Annotated in this window: 13 protein-coding genes, 2 tRNA genes and 1 pseudogene; 2 read left to right on the forward strand and 14 right to left on the reverse strand. The window is 65.5% G+C overall.

Annotation, left to right across the window (positions count from 1 at the left end; genetic code table 11):
• Window positions 1–403: 403 nt before the first annotated feature.
• The 4 genes from AB852_RS36125 to AB852_RS36140 form a co-directional block, all read right to left on the reverse strand.
• A complete protein-coding gene (locus AB852_RS36125) occupies window positions 404–1,579 on the reverse strand; it encodes a phage major capsid protein (RefSeq protein WP_073795512.1) in 1,176 nt (391 codons plus the stop codon).
• Window positions 1,579–2,223, reverse strand: coding sequence for an HK97 family phage prohead protease (locus AB852_RS36130; RefSeq protein WP_073795515.1), 645 nt, complete (start codon window positions 2,221–2,223; stop codon window positions 1,579–1,581). Before AB852_RS36130 ends, AB852_RS36125 begins: the two co-directional genes overlap by 1 nt.
• The gene (locus AB852_RS36135) at window positions 2,162–3,433 is read right to left on the reverse strand and encodes a phage portal protein (protein ID WP_218623301.1); all 1,272 of its coding nucleotides are present in this window, start codon (window positions 3,431–3,433) and stop codon (window positions 2,162–2,164) included. The genes AB852_RS36130 and AB852_RS36135 overlap by 62 nt, the downstream gene beginning before the upstream one ends.
• A 147-nt stretch (window positions 3,434–3,580) precedes the next feature.
• A complete protein-coding gene (locus AB852_RS36140; RefSeq protein ID WP_073795517.1) occupies window positions 3,581–5,143 on the reverse strand; it encodes a terminase large subunit domain-containing protein in 1,563 nt (520 codons plus the stop codon).
• 130 nt (window positions 5,144–5,273) lie between these two features.
• Here AB852_RS36140 and AB852_RS36145 point away from each other — a divergent pair, with 130 nt between their 5' ends.
• Window positions 5,274–5,759, forward strand: coding sequence for a hypothetical protein (locus AB852_RS36145; RefSeq protein WP_073795519.1), 486 nt, complete (start codon window positions 5,274–5,276; stop codon window positions 5,757–5,759).
• 67 nt (window positions 5,760–5,826) lie between these two features.
• Here AB852_RS36145 and AB852_RS36150 read toward each other — a convergent pair whose 3' ends face one another.
• The 8 genes and pseudogenes from AB852_RS36150 to AB852_RS36190 form a co-directional block, all read right to left on the reverse strand.
• On the reverse strand, window positions 5,827–6,171 hold the full coding sequence (locus tag AB852_RS36150) for a phage terminase small subunit P27 family (RefSeq protein WP_425444213.1): 345 nt from the start codon (window positions 6,169–6,171) through the stop codon (window positions 5,827–5,829).
• Window positions 6,172–6,467: 296 nt separating this feature from the next.
• Window positions 6,468–6,815, reverse strand: a complete 348-nt coding sequence (locus AB852_RS41560; RefSeq protein WP_073795524.1) for an HNH endonuclease — start codon at window positions 6,813–6,815, stop codon at window positions 6,468–6,470.
• A 47-nt stretch (window positions 6,816–6,862) separates the two neighbouring features.
• A tRNA-Leu gene (locus tag AB852_RS36160) sits at window positions 6,863–6,935 on the reverse strand.
• Between the two features lie 5 nt (window positions 6,936–6,940).
• Window positions 6,941–7,012: transfer RNA gene (locus AB852_RS36165), tRNA-Glu, on the reverse strand.
• A gap of 497 nt (window positions 7,013–7,509) precedes the next feature.
• Window positions 7,510–7,788, reverse strand: coding sequence for a hypothetical protein (locus AB852_RS36170; protein ID WP_073795527.1), 279 nt, complete (start codon window positions 7,786–7,788; stop codon window positions 7,510–7,512).
• Window positions 7,789–7,810: 22 nt separating this feature from the next.
• Window positions 7,811–8,152 (reverse strand): hypothetical protein, encoded by a 342-nt coding sequence (locus AB852_RS36175; RefSeq protein WP_073795529.1) that lies wholly within the window; start codon window positions 8,150–8,152, stop codon window positions 7,811–7,813.
• Between the two features lie 571 nt (window positions 8,153–8,723).
• On the reverse strand, window positions 8,724–10,526 hold the full coding sequence (locus tag AB852_RS36185; protein ID WP_079185182.1) for a recombinase family protein: 1,803 nt from the start codon (window positions 10,524–10,526) through the stop codon (window positions 8,724–8,726).
• A gap of 94 nt (window positions 10,527–10,620) precedes the next feature.
• Window positions 10,621–11,463: pseudogene (locus AB852_RS36190) on the reverse strand (endonuclease III domain-containing protein); the annotation flags it as partial.
• Between the two features lie 229 nt (window positions 11,464–11,692).
• On the opposite strand from AB852_RS36190, the gene AB852_RS36195 reads away from it, so the two are divergent.
• Window positions 11,693–12,367: a Crp/Fnr family transcriptional regulator gene (locus AB852_RS36195; RefSeq protein WP_016642758.1), complete on the forward strand. Its 675-nt coding sequence runs from the start codon at window positions 11,693–11,695 to the stop codon at window positions 12,365–12,367.
• A gap of 123 nt (window positions 12,368–12,490) precedes the next feature.
• Here the strand turns inward: AB852_RS36195 and AB852_RS36200 are convergent, their stop codons facing one another.
• Window positions 12,491–13,321 carry an MBL fold metallo-hydrolase gene (locus AB852_RS36200; protein ID WP_073795533.1) on the reverse strand — a complete coding sequence of 277 codons (831 nt, stop codon included), beginning with the start codon at window positions 13,319–13,321 and terminating at the stop codon, window positions 12,491–12,493.
• Entirely contained in the window at window positions 13,318–14,277 is a 960-nt protein-coding gene (locus AB852_RS36205; protein ID WP_079185183.1) for an NUDIX hydrolase, read from the reverse strand. The genes AB852_RS36200 and AB852_RS36205 overlap by 4 nt, the downstream gene beginning before the upstream one ends.
• Window positions 14,278–14,290: the final 13 nt, after the last annotated feature.

The following is a 14,290-nucleotide window of genomic DNA, read 5'->3' on the forward strand; positions in this document are numbered from 1 at the left end:
CCCGGTACCTGTTCAGATGGGCATTTACTTCCGGCAGGCTGGTAGGTCGCCATGTGCCCCCGGCTTGCGCCAACTGGACCGATCCGAATTCGCCTTGAAGCTGTAGCGCCCGATCCGGCACACGGGACACAAGGTCAAGGCAGTATTGACGCGCGAGAGTCCGCACACACCACCGAATCGTTTCCGGGGGCGCGTCGGTTCCCTCCCACTTTCGTCCGCAGTAGTTCTCTACCGTCTCAACCGCGTACGCGATTGCGTCCGTCAGTGTCTCGTTCGGGAAGAGCGACACATCTTCCATGCCGTCCAGCGCGCGAACATCTTCAACGGTCGCGTAAGACACATGCACCCCCAGCGAAGGGGGCCAGTGACTCACGTGAGTCACTGGCCCCATGAAATCCCCGCGCTACGGACGGGGGGTAACGGTCAGAACCTTCGCGGCACGCTCATCCACAAGAAGCCCGTCCGCCCGCTGAATGAACCGGAACACAATCTGATCCGTGTTGAAGCGGACATCTACCGATCGCTCAACGCGGAGCGGACCGGCAAGGCGAACCTTGTACTTGCTGAGATCGCCGAACAGAACCTTGCCGTCCGGCATTTCCGCGTCGGTGGACACGGTCTTTCCGTTGAAGGTGTCCGGCGCACCGGCCGTCAAGGCACTCTGCCAAAGGTACTGACCGTTCGCGTCCTTCAACTTGCGCATAGTCGCTGCCGTCTTGTCGGAAACGACGAATACCGCGTTGCCCCGGTAGGACGACGGAACCTCATAGAACAGATCAATGAACGCGTCGGAAACGGTGTTGTCCTTCGCGGTAGCCGCGTACGTGGCGACGGCAGCCGGAGCGGCGGTAAGGATGCCCTTCGGCTGGCCCGTACCGGTACCGGTCAGGAAGTGAGCGCCCATTCCGTGTCCCAGCGCCGGACCGGCGTCCCCCACAAGGAAGCCCACCAGATCAAGCGCCTGATCCTGCACGAACTCCGTGGAAACCACGGAAGCGTACGCGTACTTGAAAGACCCGATCGACCGCTGAACCGTGGTCGGCGTGCTCTCAGGAATGTTCGCGTTCTCGGCAACGATGCCCGCAGCCGCGCGGCCAGTGACCACCGTGAAGTCGATCGGCTCACCCCCGGACGTGGTAAGGATCGAAGCACCATTCCGCATGACCGTGGAACGCTCGATTGCCTCAGCGAGAAGCTGACCGAAAAGGGTTCGCGGCATGACGTTCTTGCCGGTCACGGTGTCCACGGCCCGCTTCTCCGGGGCGAACGCGGCAGACTGATTGACTCCGAGCGATCGAAGCTGTTCCGCTGCCTCAGCAAGCTTGTTCGGGGTGTCCCTCTTGCTACCGGTTCCCTTGAGTCCGGCCATGAGCGCGCTCACCGAATCGGAAGCCTTGATAGCCTCAATGCCGCGCTTCACGCGGCCGTCATAGTCGGCAATGGCGTCGAGTAGGCGCGTCTCCTTCTCTCGCGCCTCAGCGTCCATGTCCTTACCGGCGAACGCCTCAGTCAGCGCCCGGAGTTCGGCCGAAGCCTTCTCGCGCGCCTCAAAATTCGCGGAAAGAGTCTGTGCGTCCACTACTGGACACCCCCCTTGTGTACGAGCGCGCGAAACAGGGCGCGCGCCGGATGGATGGGCAGTGACTCACGTGAGTCACTGCTAGGCGTTTCGCCAATGCCGAGAGTCAGCGCGATGGAGCGCATGAGTCCGGCGTCCGTGGTCGGATAGGCCGGATTGAGGACCGGCCCTAGTTCCACCACGTCCATGCGGGTGATCTCTCGAATGGGCAAGCCGGATGTCTCGTCAAGTTCGTCGTGTACGCGCTGGCCACCCTCACGAACATGGAAGGTGAACGAACTCCCGCGCACGTCTCCGCGCTTGAGTAGTTCGGCAAGGTCACGGCCAACCGTGGTGTTCGGTAGGTCGATTTCGTACCAACCCCCATCCCCGTCTTCGCCGGTCCGCAGCGTCCCCGCAAACGAACGACCCAAGACGTTGTTCACGTCGTGATTGAAGGTGGCAAGAACGTCATTCACGCGGAGTGAATCCGCACCGGCACCCGGCATGATCCGTTCCCGGAAACCGCCTAGATCGTGGCTCAGCTCATGGAACCGATACGCGTATCCGCGCATGGTCACCGCTTCACCTTCGGACCGGATCTCAGCCGGTCGGGCCAGACTCCTTCGCTCCGTCGTCATCAGTGGATTCCCCCTCTTCGTCATCCCCGGATGCCGGGGGTTCGTCTGCGGGCGGGGGCTCAATGGCAGCGGGCTTGGCCGGTTCGTCATCGGCCGTCACATCGGCAAGGTTCAGCGGCACACGGTGCGCTTCTCCCGCGCCGTCCGGCAGGGGCTCTAGGTCTTCCCACGCCCGGACTTCGTCAATGCTGTAAATGCCTTGCTGCAAGCCGATGGAATACATGTCCATGCGTTCCTTTGGGGCCCCGCGCTGGATACCGTCCAAGCTGAATTTCACGAACTTCATGCGGTCGGCCGTCTCCGCGAAGAGCAGCCGGGTAAAGGCCGCCTCAATGCGCTCAAGCCACGGGCGAAGCGAGAACATCGCAAACGCTTGGTTCTGCTCAGCCAAGCCGCTACCCCATGACGTTGAGTTCGTCGCGTCGGCAATGAGGTGAGGCGGAACACCGAAGATCCGGGAGATTTCCGGAACCTGAAACTGTCGCGTCTGCAAGAACTGTGCTTCGTCCGGCGAAAGGGCGACCTTCGAGAACTTCGCACCCTCAGTCAGCAGCGCCACGCGATGCGCATTCTCGGCACCGGAGTTGGCCAGTCGCCATGCCTCACGTGCCCGCGCTAGCCCCTCTTCGGACATCGCCCCGGGGACTTCGATCAACGCGCCCGGCATGGCCCCGTTGGCAAAGAATTTGGCACCGTAGGTCTGTGCCGCCATAGCAAGCCCGATGGACTCACGAGCAAAGGCGATCGGGCTTACACCCGTGAACTCCCCGGGGAGCATCATCCCGGGGATGTGCAGGATTTCCCGGGTGGTGAACCAGCCTAGAGCGACTTCGTTGCCATCTTCGTCATAGTCGGCCACATAGAAGACCTTGCGCCGCTTGTCGTCCACAACGACCGTATGCGTGTCAATGCGACTGGGGTCCAGAACCTCAAGCCCCACGATGTTGGGCCCGTCCCACAGAACGGCCAGATAGGCGTTACCGTCCAGAAGAAGGGAAAGCACAACCTGAGACAGAAGATCAATGCGCCCAAGCCCACCCGGTTCAGCGTTCGGGTAGTCAAGCCACGTTGGGGAAGTGATCGCCTTGCGGACCCCACCCCTCCGGGAATAGGTGGCCACCGGCAGCGTGCATATCGTCTCGCTCAGAAGACGGACGCACGCGAAGACCGCAGACACCGTGAGCGCCGAATTCGCGTCCACCTTCTGACCGGCAGCGGATATGACGCCGGGCATTGGGAAAAGGTCCGTCGCCGGGTCCCATCCCCGCTTCTCGACTGACTGAGACGGCCCCCGGAAGAGCGCACGCCAAAAGCCCATGTGAGCCACCCCCCGCATGACTCACCTAGGCAGTGACTCACGTGAGTCACTGCCCTGAGTCAGCTAGTCGTCTTCTAGGTATTGGTCGAAATCCGGGGAGCCGACGTTGAACACGCGGCCGTCTTCTCCCTCCCACGTGGCGAGAATCGCCGTTTCGATCAAGTGGGGGTTGTCTTCCCGGAACATGACCGCGCCGTGAACGGCAAGGATCATGGCTATGCAAAGGTCGATCTTCCGGCGCGATGCCGCGAATTCCTTTGTGACGCGTGCGCCGTGCCGGTCCTCTTTAAGGACGGCATTCCCAATGTGTCGGGCAAGGGCCGGGTCCCCATCGTGCGACAGTCGGCCGTCAAGGCACGCGTCATAGACGATCTGAGTCGCCGGAACCATGCGCTTTAGGGAGTTGGTTGGGAACGCCTCAACGGGATGCCCCTCAGCCTCAAGGTTGTCTAGCGTCTCTTCCCACCGGTATGGGTCGGCCACGAGAGTGCGCACGCTGTACGTGTCCAGCGCGGACCGTAGAGCGTCACGAACGTCGGCCATGGGGACGCGCCAATGCGCATCGTCGGCAGGCGCTTCCCAATGCCCCAACACGAACACCCGAAGGTCATGCACGCGGGTGGCGACAAGCGCTGTGCTGTCACCCTTCCAAGACCCGTCGAAGCCCAGCACAACGGCTTCGCCGGGGCTCAGGGTGTCATCGGCCGCAAGGGAGTCCCAAAGGCCGTGAGGCAGCCACGTGGACGCGCCCCGGACAAACTGACTGAGCCGGTAGATCCGGAAGCTTGCTTCGGTGCTCCGCTGAGCGGCAGCGCGGAAGTCCTCTTCGTTCAGGATCTCGAACGAGGGGTTGCACGCGCGCCACACTGCCGGGTCAAGGTGGTCCACCTGTTCCCCGATGCGGGGACCCCACGACCGGTAGAACAGGGTCCGGTCTTCGGCTTCGCCGGAGTTGACCCGCTCACCCTGCTCACAGAGCTTGGCAAAAGGCCCGTCCGGGTCGGGTCCGGCAGTCGAGACAATCCACGTGATCGGCTGGTTCCGTGCAGCGCTGCCCAGGGTGAGCGCGTCGAACAGATCGGCCGACTTGCTGAACGCGTATTCGTCCAGCGACACAGCCGAAGGATTGAGCCCCTGTTGCCGTCCGGCGTCCGCAGACACCACACGGTAAGTGCAGTCCTTGAAACGGATCACGTCGCGCTGAACAGTGCAGACGGCCGACAGCTTCGGGGACGCATTGACCATCTGCTTTGCAGCGTCGAAGACCATGCGCGCCTGATTGCGGTCATTCGCGGCAGCGATGATCTGACGCTGAGAATCGGCCCGGTCGGCTATCAGGTGATAGAGCATGATGGCAGCGGCAAGCGTTGACTTGCCGTTCTTGCGGGCAATGCAGACCACGGCCATGCGGTGCCGACGAACCCAACGCCCGAACGCATCCTGTTCGAGCCGGTACGCGTCAATGAGTAGTTCGCGCTGCCACGACAAGAGCTTGAACGGCTGACCCGCGAAACTCCCAGTGAGGTAGCAAAAGCGCTCAATCCAATTGGCGACCCGGTAACCCTCAGAAGGGAACGGCGCGTCAGCGGGAATATGGCGTGCGATCACGGGATCGATACCAGACATACGCCACCCCCACCCAAAGCCCGCACCACGCAAACCGAGAACCAGAAAAACCCGGAAACCACTCGCCCACACGGCGTACGCCATGCTAGGTTTTTCGACGTAAGGACGGACGGCAGCGGGAGGGGCAGACATGATGAACATCAAGACCACAGAGGCTGACGGCAAGCACTACGCCACGGTTGTTCAGGGTGACCGCATCGTGTACCGCACCCCCGATTACGTGACCGCTCGCATGGCACTTGCCGACGCGCAGTGCTGGAACGCATTCCACGGAGGGAAGCACGTGCCCACCTACACCCTCGCCATCACGCCCATGATTAGCGGACGCGCGATGCCCCTGCCCGGGGAGTACGCCACGAAGGGGGAGGCATGGAAGGCCGTTCAGGAAACTTTCTTCGGTGAAGCTGTCACCGTGCTTGAGGACGGCAGGGAGATCGGAACGTTCCAATGGTTCCGTGCCCAAGATGAGCCGTGCCCATGGGCTCCGGGCAAGGTAACTTCCGTCCGGGACCTAAAGAAATGGACCGGCATGCATACGGGCTGGATCGCTACCGGCGTCCAGTCGGTCGGCAGCGGCAACAAACTGGGGCCCCATCGATTCATCCGCACCGCCTAGACCCGCAAGTCCCCGGGAAGTCGGGGGCTTTCTCTCTGCCTGACCAGTGACTCACGTGAGTCACTGGTCAGAAGTCTTCGGGGCCAGCCGCTACGCGTCGCGCTTCCGCTGCCACGATGCCCAGACGCATACGGGCTTCCGGCGTGAAGCCGATGACAGTCTCAATCGCCCGCAGTTCGCGCTCCGTGGACTCCACATAACGCATGGCCGGATGAACGGCAGGCTGACCGGTCGAACCCACGGTCATGAGCCCATCGTTATCAACGGCAGCGAGAAGCGACGCGCGCCGGTCGTGAAGCTCCGCGTACCGCAAGATGATGTTCCGGTCAGTCTCCGGGGAGTACGCCCCGTTGCCCGCCTGCCAGACGTTCCGCCATACCTCACGACCGACCCGCTTGAGGCCAGCGGGCACGCGCGGGGCCCGTCCCTCATGGACGACGGGGGCGGCACTCTCGGCAGCCGTGTTGGCGTTGCCGGTGCGCTGATCGGGGCTCTTGCTCCGGGACACGCTGACACCCCCTTCACGGCCCTTACAGGCCCCTTAACGGTGCCTTTCTCGCGTGGCCGGATACGCGCTTGCCCAGTGGCCCCAAGGGTCGGGCACCCCAAAACGGCGTCACACCTAGCGCGCACGTTCCGAGCTTGGGCCGGGATCGCCAGCGCGCCAATCCGGGGAACTTCGGAGCGGCCCCGCCCCCTGCCGGAGCGTCAGAACGGGCGCTTGCCGAAGTCCACGGCCGTCTTCGTCTTGTGACACGACTTGCACAGCACCTGAACGTTGCTGGCCACGTCTTCGCCACCTAGAGCAAGGGGCCTGATGTGATCAATGTCCACCTGACTGGGCAGGAAGGTGCCACGACATATGGCACACGTCCCACTCACAGCCTTGCGTACAGCCCTACGCAACAGTGCCGCCGCATTGTGCCCACGAGCGATAGCCGCACGACGCTTGCTGTGCGACTGGTACGACCGACCATTCTCGTGCGCCTTGTGGTGAGCAGAGCACCGACCCTTACGGATGGCCCACTCTCGACAGTCAAGACACCGGACGCGCACACGACCACCCCCTACCTAGGCAGTGACTCACGTGAGTCACTGATCTGTACCCACCCCCGGATTCGAACCGGGAACAACACGGGTCTAGGCCGTGCGCCTCTACCGTTGGGCTAGGCGGGCTAGCTTGCGTCTGCCCGGATTCGAACCGGGGTTGCCCCCGGAAAGGGGGAGTCCTAGGCCGCTGGACGACTGGACGCTTTAGGCGATTCCGTGAGAGCTACCCACCACGCCAAGGGATCACGAAGAGCCCCAAGAAGTCGAGAGAGCGGGGGTACTCAGTCCGCCGTTTCTGTAGAGGGGTGCGCGGCACTCCCTCGCTCTCTCTACTCCCTACTAGAGCGCAAGGGTTCCCTAGAGCGCGCTTGTTGCCGAATCACAAGACGGCGTACCGAGTGATGGTGGCCACAGTGCGGTGAAACGGTGGTTCTTGCCTGATCCTCGTTTTCCTAGAAGGTTTCTTATGGCATATCGAAAATGAGGTACGAACCACCGTTTCACCGCACCACCCGCGCTGAAAGGGGCCGGATGCTCACGCTCCGCGCACGACCCGCGTCGTAGAGTCATGTACATGCCAATAGATGGGGCACAGAAAAGCCCCCTAACCCCGAAGGGCTCAGGGGCCGTCTGCGGGCACCGTGGGCTGTTGTCGCTCCGTGGCCGCCCCGGGTACCGTCTCAGGCGCTCTCAGGGGCCGTCAACGGGTCGGCCAGCCTGCCACGGGCGGGCGGTCACCGGCTGCCGCCGCGTATGAGATCGCGTCGCACAACGTCTCAGCGCCTTCGTGGTCGCCCTGTTCCGTAAGGCGTTCGGCTGCCTGACTGAGCGCCGGAAACGTGTCGTCGTTGATCTCTCCCGTTTCGAACAGGTGGCTGATTGGCCCCCCGTCTTGGTGGGCGCGCAGTAGTGCCCGAACATCGTGGTCGGTCAACTGGTCTTCGCTCACGCTGCCTTGAAGCCGCTTGTAGTCACTCATGCGCGGAGTGTAGGGGTCACGGCTACCGGCCGTCTCCGGGTTTCCCATCGTCCGGCCACGCGACCGAATCCAAGTGCTCGTCCAGCTCCGCCACGTCCGGCCGGTCAAGTAGCACGTTCAGGGCCGTGTTCGTCGCCATTTCCTTGGCTGCCGCCCCCACGATGTCGTCAACGGACACCCCCAGCGCTGCCGCCAGTCGGGGCATGTCCATGTCGGCAAGATCGCCGTTCCGGATGAACGCTGCGGACAGGCGAAGGGTGCTATGGGCTTCCTGGTCGTTGTCCACGTCCCACCCGGCCGCGCGTGCCTTGTCGAGTAGCCACCCGGTAAAGGCCGTGTCCCTGATCTTGTAGTCGCGTTCCATGGGGGCAGCCTAGAACGGCCGTCAGCGCCCGCGTACGGGAACGGGAAAGCCCCGGCAGGCTCAGGGGCCCGTACCAAGGCTCAGGGGGCTACAGGGGGCCGTCTACGCCAGTCCGGGGGCGGGTTCCGGCGTTCTTCCCACATCCGGCGCTCAGGGTGTGCATCGTGGGAAGGGAAGGGAAGGGAAGGCTATGTCAACGGACCTGGTGACGGTCCGACCGTGGTCGGGTGGTCGCTGCGCAATGTGCCTGGTTGGCACGTACTTTCATGGCCGGTGCGGTCTGTGCAGACACGAACGGAAGAGGGTAGCTACGTTGGGTGCGGTTGCTTCAACAACCGAGTCATGCCCGGATTCGAATTGCCATGGGTCCGTGACGGTTACGCACACCTATGACGACAACGGAAACTGCACGTCCATTGAGCGCGGGCCGTGTTCGAGCGGGAATCACTGATCCGACCGGCAAGAAGACCCCGTAGGGAGCATGGGAATGCCCCGGTAGGCGATGTGCCTACCGGGGCATTCTCAGGGGCTCTCAGTGGGAGTTGTGGCCGTCTCTGTCACACCCCCAGCGCTACGCGGCAGCGGAGTTGGCCGCTGCCCCCTCTTCGTCTTCGGGGCGAACGAACTCAATATCAATTCGCGGTGCCACATCGTAGCCACCCCGCGTACGTCCTTGATGAGAGTTCTTGACGCTCTTGACCCTGACCCGGCAAACGAACAGTTCAATGAACTTGCGCTTGTCGGCCAGCGCGGCACGTGCCCACCATGAGCCCTTACCCAAAGGGTCGCCGTTCTCTGCGCCGTCCAGCCACTCGGCAAGAGGCAGCGTCACCGATTCCGGATCGGCCAATTCCCCAAGCCGCTTTTCCGCCGCTGTGATACGCCCCTCAATTCGGGCCTTTTTCTCCTTGAACCGACTACGCCCCATGCTGCCCGCGTAAAGACCGGCGTCAAGATCGTCGTACAGTTCGGAAAGAGCGTTGTTCGCGTCCACCCGTTCTGTGACTACCTCAGTCCTTTCGGCAGCCGTTTCCGGGCGCTCAATCGAACGTGAGAATACCCGTGTTGCTTCAATCATGATGGCCACCGTTTCGACATCTGCGTCCCCAGCCGTGGCGCTCTGAATGAGTGCGAATACCTTGCCCGCAACGTGCGCGTCAAGGTGGGATTGCATGACCGCATTCAGCGCCTCATGTTCGCCCGTCTTGCTCGGAACGCTGCTCCCGCGCGTGCATCGGTACACAGGCTTTGGGCCACTGTTCAACGCTCCCTGCGGCCGTTCGCAAGCGCACGTGAGAATTGCCTTTCCATCCGCGTTCCGAAGGCCGCTCAGGAGAGACGTACCATGCGCCACCCCTTCACCCTGCCCGCGCCCCCTGAGCCATTCCCGAAGTACGAACCACTTTGCAGGGGGAATGATCGCTTCGCAGATCCTTTCGGGGCGTCCGTCTTCGTCACGAATGATCCGGTAGTCAATGAGCGTGTTGGTTCGCGTTCCGTTCTCCCGCAGCTTGTAGACCGGTTCAGCGCGCATACCGGCAATGGCGGGATTCATGAGAATGCCTTTCAACGTCTTCACTTGCCACGTTGAGTTTGCGCGTTCCTTTCCCTTGCGTTGCCCGCGCGTCGGAATCTTGTCCCTCGTCATGTTGTCGCACAGCGCGGAAAGCGTTCCGGGGTTCCGCTGCCCGCGCTTCCGTCCATTTGGGTCCTTCATGTGCTTGAAGATCAGCGCGACAATCCGGCGAAGGTTCGCAGATTCAGCCTTGTTGTGGATCAGGCGCATAAGCGGGAGTTTGCCGTCAACGTACGATTCGGCATCTAGCCCGTACGGTGTCTGACCGCCAAGCCACGAACCCTTTGCCCGCTGAGCGGCCTTCACGTCACGCACCTTCTTGGACTTGAGGGCTGACTCTTTGTTTGCCGCATCAAGACGCATGATCAGGTAGATAAGCGCCATGGTGTCGCGCGGGGCGAAAACACCATCGCATACGCTGACGATGGTGACGCCAAGCCTATGAAGCTCCGTGACGATCGGAATTGCGTCAACCACTTCCCGGCGTGAAAAGCGGCTCACGTCATACACAATCAACATGTTGAACGCACCGGCACGGGCCGCCTTGAGCATTTCCTCAAAGCCGGGCCGCTCAGCGTCGGGGTTCCACCCGGAAATGCCAATGTCTTCGTAGTGCCGGACGAACCGCGCGTTGAGTTCAGCGGCCCGGCCCTCAATGGCAGCGCGCTGAGTGAGGGGTGACGCCTCAGTCTTGTTGGTCTTGGCAGACGACTGCCGGACGTAGCCAACGGCAATGGCTTCAAGGGCCGTTGCAGACAGGAAGGTGCCGGGAACGTCGGTAAGCGGGTTGGTGACCACGCCTTCACTCCTAGGGTCGTAGTGGACCCTTGGGGGTCACGTCCCTAGGTGGGGAGCGCAAGCGTTGCTTGCACCGTGGTACCTAAGTGGCGAACCCGAAGGCATTGCCGAGCACCACGAACGCCGTCTTGCGGCCCACCCCGGGCAGCTTGACCAGGTCCTTGAGCTCGCCCGGGACCTCGCCCCCGAAGTCGTCGCGCAGGGCCGTGGAGAGCCCGATGATCGACCTGGTCTTGGCCCGGAAGAACCCGGTGGGCCGGATCAGTTCCTCCACGCGCGCGGGGTCGGCGGCGGCGAGGTCCTCGGGCGTCGGGTACGCGGCGAAGAGGGCCGGGGTCGTCTGGTTGACCCGCAGATCCGTGGTCTGGGCGGACAGGACCGTGGCCACGAGGAGCTGGAAGCTGTCCTCGAAGTCCAGCTCGGGGTGCGCGTAGGGATAGACCTCGGCCAGCTCCCGGTTGATCCGCCGCGCCCGCCGCACGAGAGCGGTACGGGACTCGCCGCGTGCCGCCTTCACGGGTGGCTTCGCGGAGCTCTTGGCGGGCGCCTTGGCGGGTGCCTTGGACGCCCCCTTCGCCTCAGCCTTCTCGGGAGCCTTCGCGGGTGCCTTGGCCGACCCCGTGGCGGCTTTGGTGGGTGCCTTCGCGGGCGCCTTGGCGGACCTCTTGGCGGGCGCACCGCCGGACGCACCAGCCGGGGCACCCCCGGACGCTCCGGCAGCCGACCCGGCGGCCGACCCGGCCGACCCGTCCCGCCCCGCGGACCCTCCGGAATCGCTGGTCGACGCCGCGCCGGAGGCCGTCACCGGAGCCTCGCCGGACGACGTCGCGCCTGCACCCGAACCACTCCGGCCACTCGAACCACCCGACCGTTTTGCCGCATTTGCGACAGGCCCGGACGAATGTTCGCCCACAGCGGAATCACTGCGCACCGTCACCTCCCCAGCCCCCTTGGCCTGTGCTCTCACCGGCGATTTGGACACCCGGCCAGCCTAGAGCCCGGCACCGACACCTGCCCGGGACCTGGAGGATTGGCCCCCAATTGGCCCCCACGGGCACTGTGTGGGACGTACGTGCGGCAGACTTGTGACTGGTCACACTGTTTGGACCGTCCGGCAAGATGGGGAGCACGCACCCCGTCAAGTCAGGTCGACAAGGAGAGAACTCGTGGACGACGTTCTGCGGCGCGCCCCGCTCTTCGCGGCGCTCGATGACGAGCAGGCCGCGGAGCTGCGCGCCTCAATGAGCGAGGTGACCCTCGCGCGCGGTGACGCCCTGTTCCACGAGGGTGACCCGGGGGACCGGCTGTACGTGGTCACCGAGGGCAAGGTGAAGCTCCACCGCACCTCCCCGGACGGCCGCGAGAACATGCTGGCCGTGCTCGGCCCGGGTGAGCTGATCGGTGAGCTGTCGCTGTTCGACCCCGGACCGCGGACCGCCACGGCGAGCGCGCTCACCGAGGTCAAGCTGCTCGGCCTCGGCCACGGCGACCTCCAGCCCTGGCTGAACGCCCGCCCCGAGGTGGCCGCCGCACTGCTGCGCGCCGTCGCCCGGCGCCTGCGCAAGACCAACGACCAGATGTCCGACCTGGTCTTCTCCGATGTGCCCGGCCGGGTCGCCCGCGCCCTGCTGGACCTGTCCCGCCGCTTCGGCGTGCAGTCCGAGGAAGGCATCCACGTGGTGCACGACCTCACCCAGGAGGAGCTGGCCCAGCTCGTCGGCGCCTCCCGCGAGACGGTCAACAAGGCCCTCGCGGACTTCGCGGGCCGTGGCTGGCTCCGGCTGGAGGCCCGCGCGGTCATCCTGCTGGACGTGGAGCGGCTGGCGAAGCGCTCCCGCTGACGCGCGTGACCCGAGGGCCCGCCCACCGAGGCGGGCCCTCGGCATGTCACCCCCGCGCGGCCGGTCGGCCCGTCGGGCACCGCCGCCCGGACGGCATCCGACGGCAGGGCGGCATCCGGTGTCCTAGATGAGCCCGTGTTCCCGCAGGTACTCCAGCTGCGCGCGCACCGACAGTTCCGCCGCGGGCCACAGCGAGCGGTCCACGTCCGCGTAGACACGGGCGACGACCGCCTCGGGCGTGACGACACCGTCCTCGACGGCGGTCTCCACCTGGGCGAGCCGGTGGGCACGGTGGGCCAGATAGAACTCGACGGCACCCTGTGCGTCGTCGAGGACCGGGCCATGGCCCGGCAGCACCGTACGGACGCCGTCGTCGACCGTGAGCGAGCGCAGCCGGCGCAGCGAGTCCAGATAGTCGCCCAGCCTGCCGTCAGGATGGGCCACCATGGTCGTGCCGCGGCCCAGGACGGTGTCCCCGGTGAGGACGGCCTGATCGGCCGGGAGATGGAAGCACAGCGAGTCGGCGGTGTGTCCCGGGGCGGCGACCACCCGCAGCTCCAGACCACCCGTGCCGACGACGTCACCGGCCGCCAGCCCCTCGTCCCCGAGCCTCAGTGCCGGGTCGAGCGCGCGCACCGGCGTACCGGTCAGCTCCGCGAAGCGGGCCGCGCCCTCCGCGTGGTCCGGGTGGCCATGGGTCAGCAGGGTCAGGGCGACCCGCTTGCCCGCCCGCTCGGCCGCCGCGACGACGGCACGCAGATGACCGCCGTGCAGCGGTCCGGGGTCGATGACCACCGCGAGCGGGGAGTCGGGTTCGGAGACGATCCAGGTGTTGGTGCCGTCCAGGGTCATCACCGAAGGGTTCGGCGCGAGGACGTTCACCGCGCGCGTGGTCGCCGCTCCGGAGACGACCTCGCCGCGCGGCTGGCCGGGAAGTGCGGCGGCGTCCGTCATCGCGCGGCCTCTCCCCCGGACGTACCGCCCCGGGTCGCGCCGCCGGAGGACACCCCACTGCTCAAGCCTTGATCAGTACCCCCGCCACCCCCGTCGGCGCCCCCGGCGGGCACCTGCTTGGTGAACTCCTCGTGCCCCGGCCACGACAGCACCACCTGGTCGCCCTCCAGCCGGGCCCGCGCGAGGACCGGCGTCAGGTCCTGGTCCGCCGAGGCGGCGAGCGCGTCGGCGGCGGTGGCGAAGCCCGCGAGCCCACGCAGGGTCGCGATGGTCGGCGGCATCATCGTCAGCTCGCCCCGGTCGTAGCGGGCGGCGGCCCCGGCCGGGCGCGCCCACACCGTACGGTCGGCCTCCGTGGAGGCGTTGCGGGTGCGCTGGCCGGGCGGCAGGACGGCGACGAAGAACCAGGTGTCGTAGCGGCGCGGCTCGAACTCGGGGGTGATCCAGCGCGCCCAGGCGCCCAGGAGGTCCGAGCGCAGCACCAGGCCCCTGCGGTCCAGGAACTCCGCGAACGACGTCCCACGGGCCGCCAGGGCCGCTCTGTCGGCCTCCCAGTCCGCCCCTGTGGTGTCGGAGACCACCGCGTCGGGCGCGGGGCCCGCGAGCAGCACCCCGGCCTCCTCGTACGTCTCCCGGACGGCCGCGCACACGATCGCCTGCGCGGTGGCCTCGTCGGTGCCGAGCCGCTCGGCCCACCACGCGCGCGAGGGCCCCGCCCAGCGGAGGCCGGGGTCGTCGTCACGGGGGTCGACGCCGCCGCCCGGATACGCGTACGCGCCCCCGGCGAAGGCCATGGAGGCGCGGCGGCGCAGCAGGTGGACGGCGGGGCCGCGCGCGGTGTCCCGCAGCAGCATCACGGTGGAGGCGCGTCTGGGCGGAGCGGGTACGAGCGTGCCGTCCGCCAGCGCGCGGATACGGTCCGGCCACTCAGGGGGGTACCACTGCCCGTTCGCCATGGCGGGAGGCTAT

Source organism: Streptomyces uncialis, assembly GCF_001905345.1.
Taxonomy (GTDB): Bacteria; Actinomycetota; Actinomycetes; order Streptomycetales; family Streptomycetaceae; genus Streptomyces; species Streptomyces uncialis.

Bases quoted from the DNA above. Each gene is read 5' to 3' on its own strand.
- AB852_RS36140 (WP_073795517.1), bottom strand. From the start codon at position 5,143: ATGTCTGGTATCGATCCCGTGATCGCACGCCATATTCCCGCTGACGCG.
- AB852_RS36205 (WP_079185183.1), bottom strand. From the start codon at position 14,277: ATGGCGAACGGGCAGTGGTACCCCCCTGAGTGGCCGGACCGTATCCGC.
- AB852_RS36135 (WP_218623301.1), bottom strand. From the start codon at position 3,433: ATGCCCGGCGTCATATCCGCTGCCGGTCAGAAGGTGGACGCGAATTCG.
- AB852_RS36130 (WP_073795515.1), bottom strand. From the start codon at position 2,223: ATGACGAAGAGGGGGAATCCACTGATGACGACGGAGCGAAGGAGTCTG.
- AB852_RS36170 (WP_073795527.1), bottom strand. From the start codon at position 7,788: ATGAGTGACTACAAGCGGCTTCAAGGCAGCGTGAGCGAAGACCAGTTG.
- AB852_RS36175 (WP_073795529.1), bottom strand. From the start codon at position 8,152: ATGGAACGCGACTACAAGATCAGGGACACGGCCTTTACCGGGTGGCTA.
- AB852_RS36145 (WP_073795519.1), top strand. From the start codon at position 5,274: ATGATGAACATCAAGACCACAGAGGCTGACGGCAAGCACTACGCCACG.
- AB852_RS36200 (WP_073795533.1), bottom strand. From the start codon at position 13,321: ATGACGGACGCCGCCGCACTTCCCGGCCAGCCGCGCGGCGAGGTCGTC.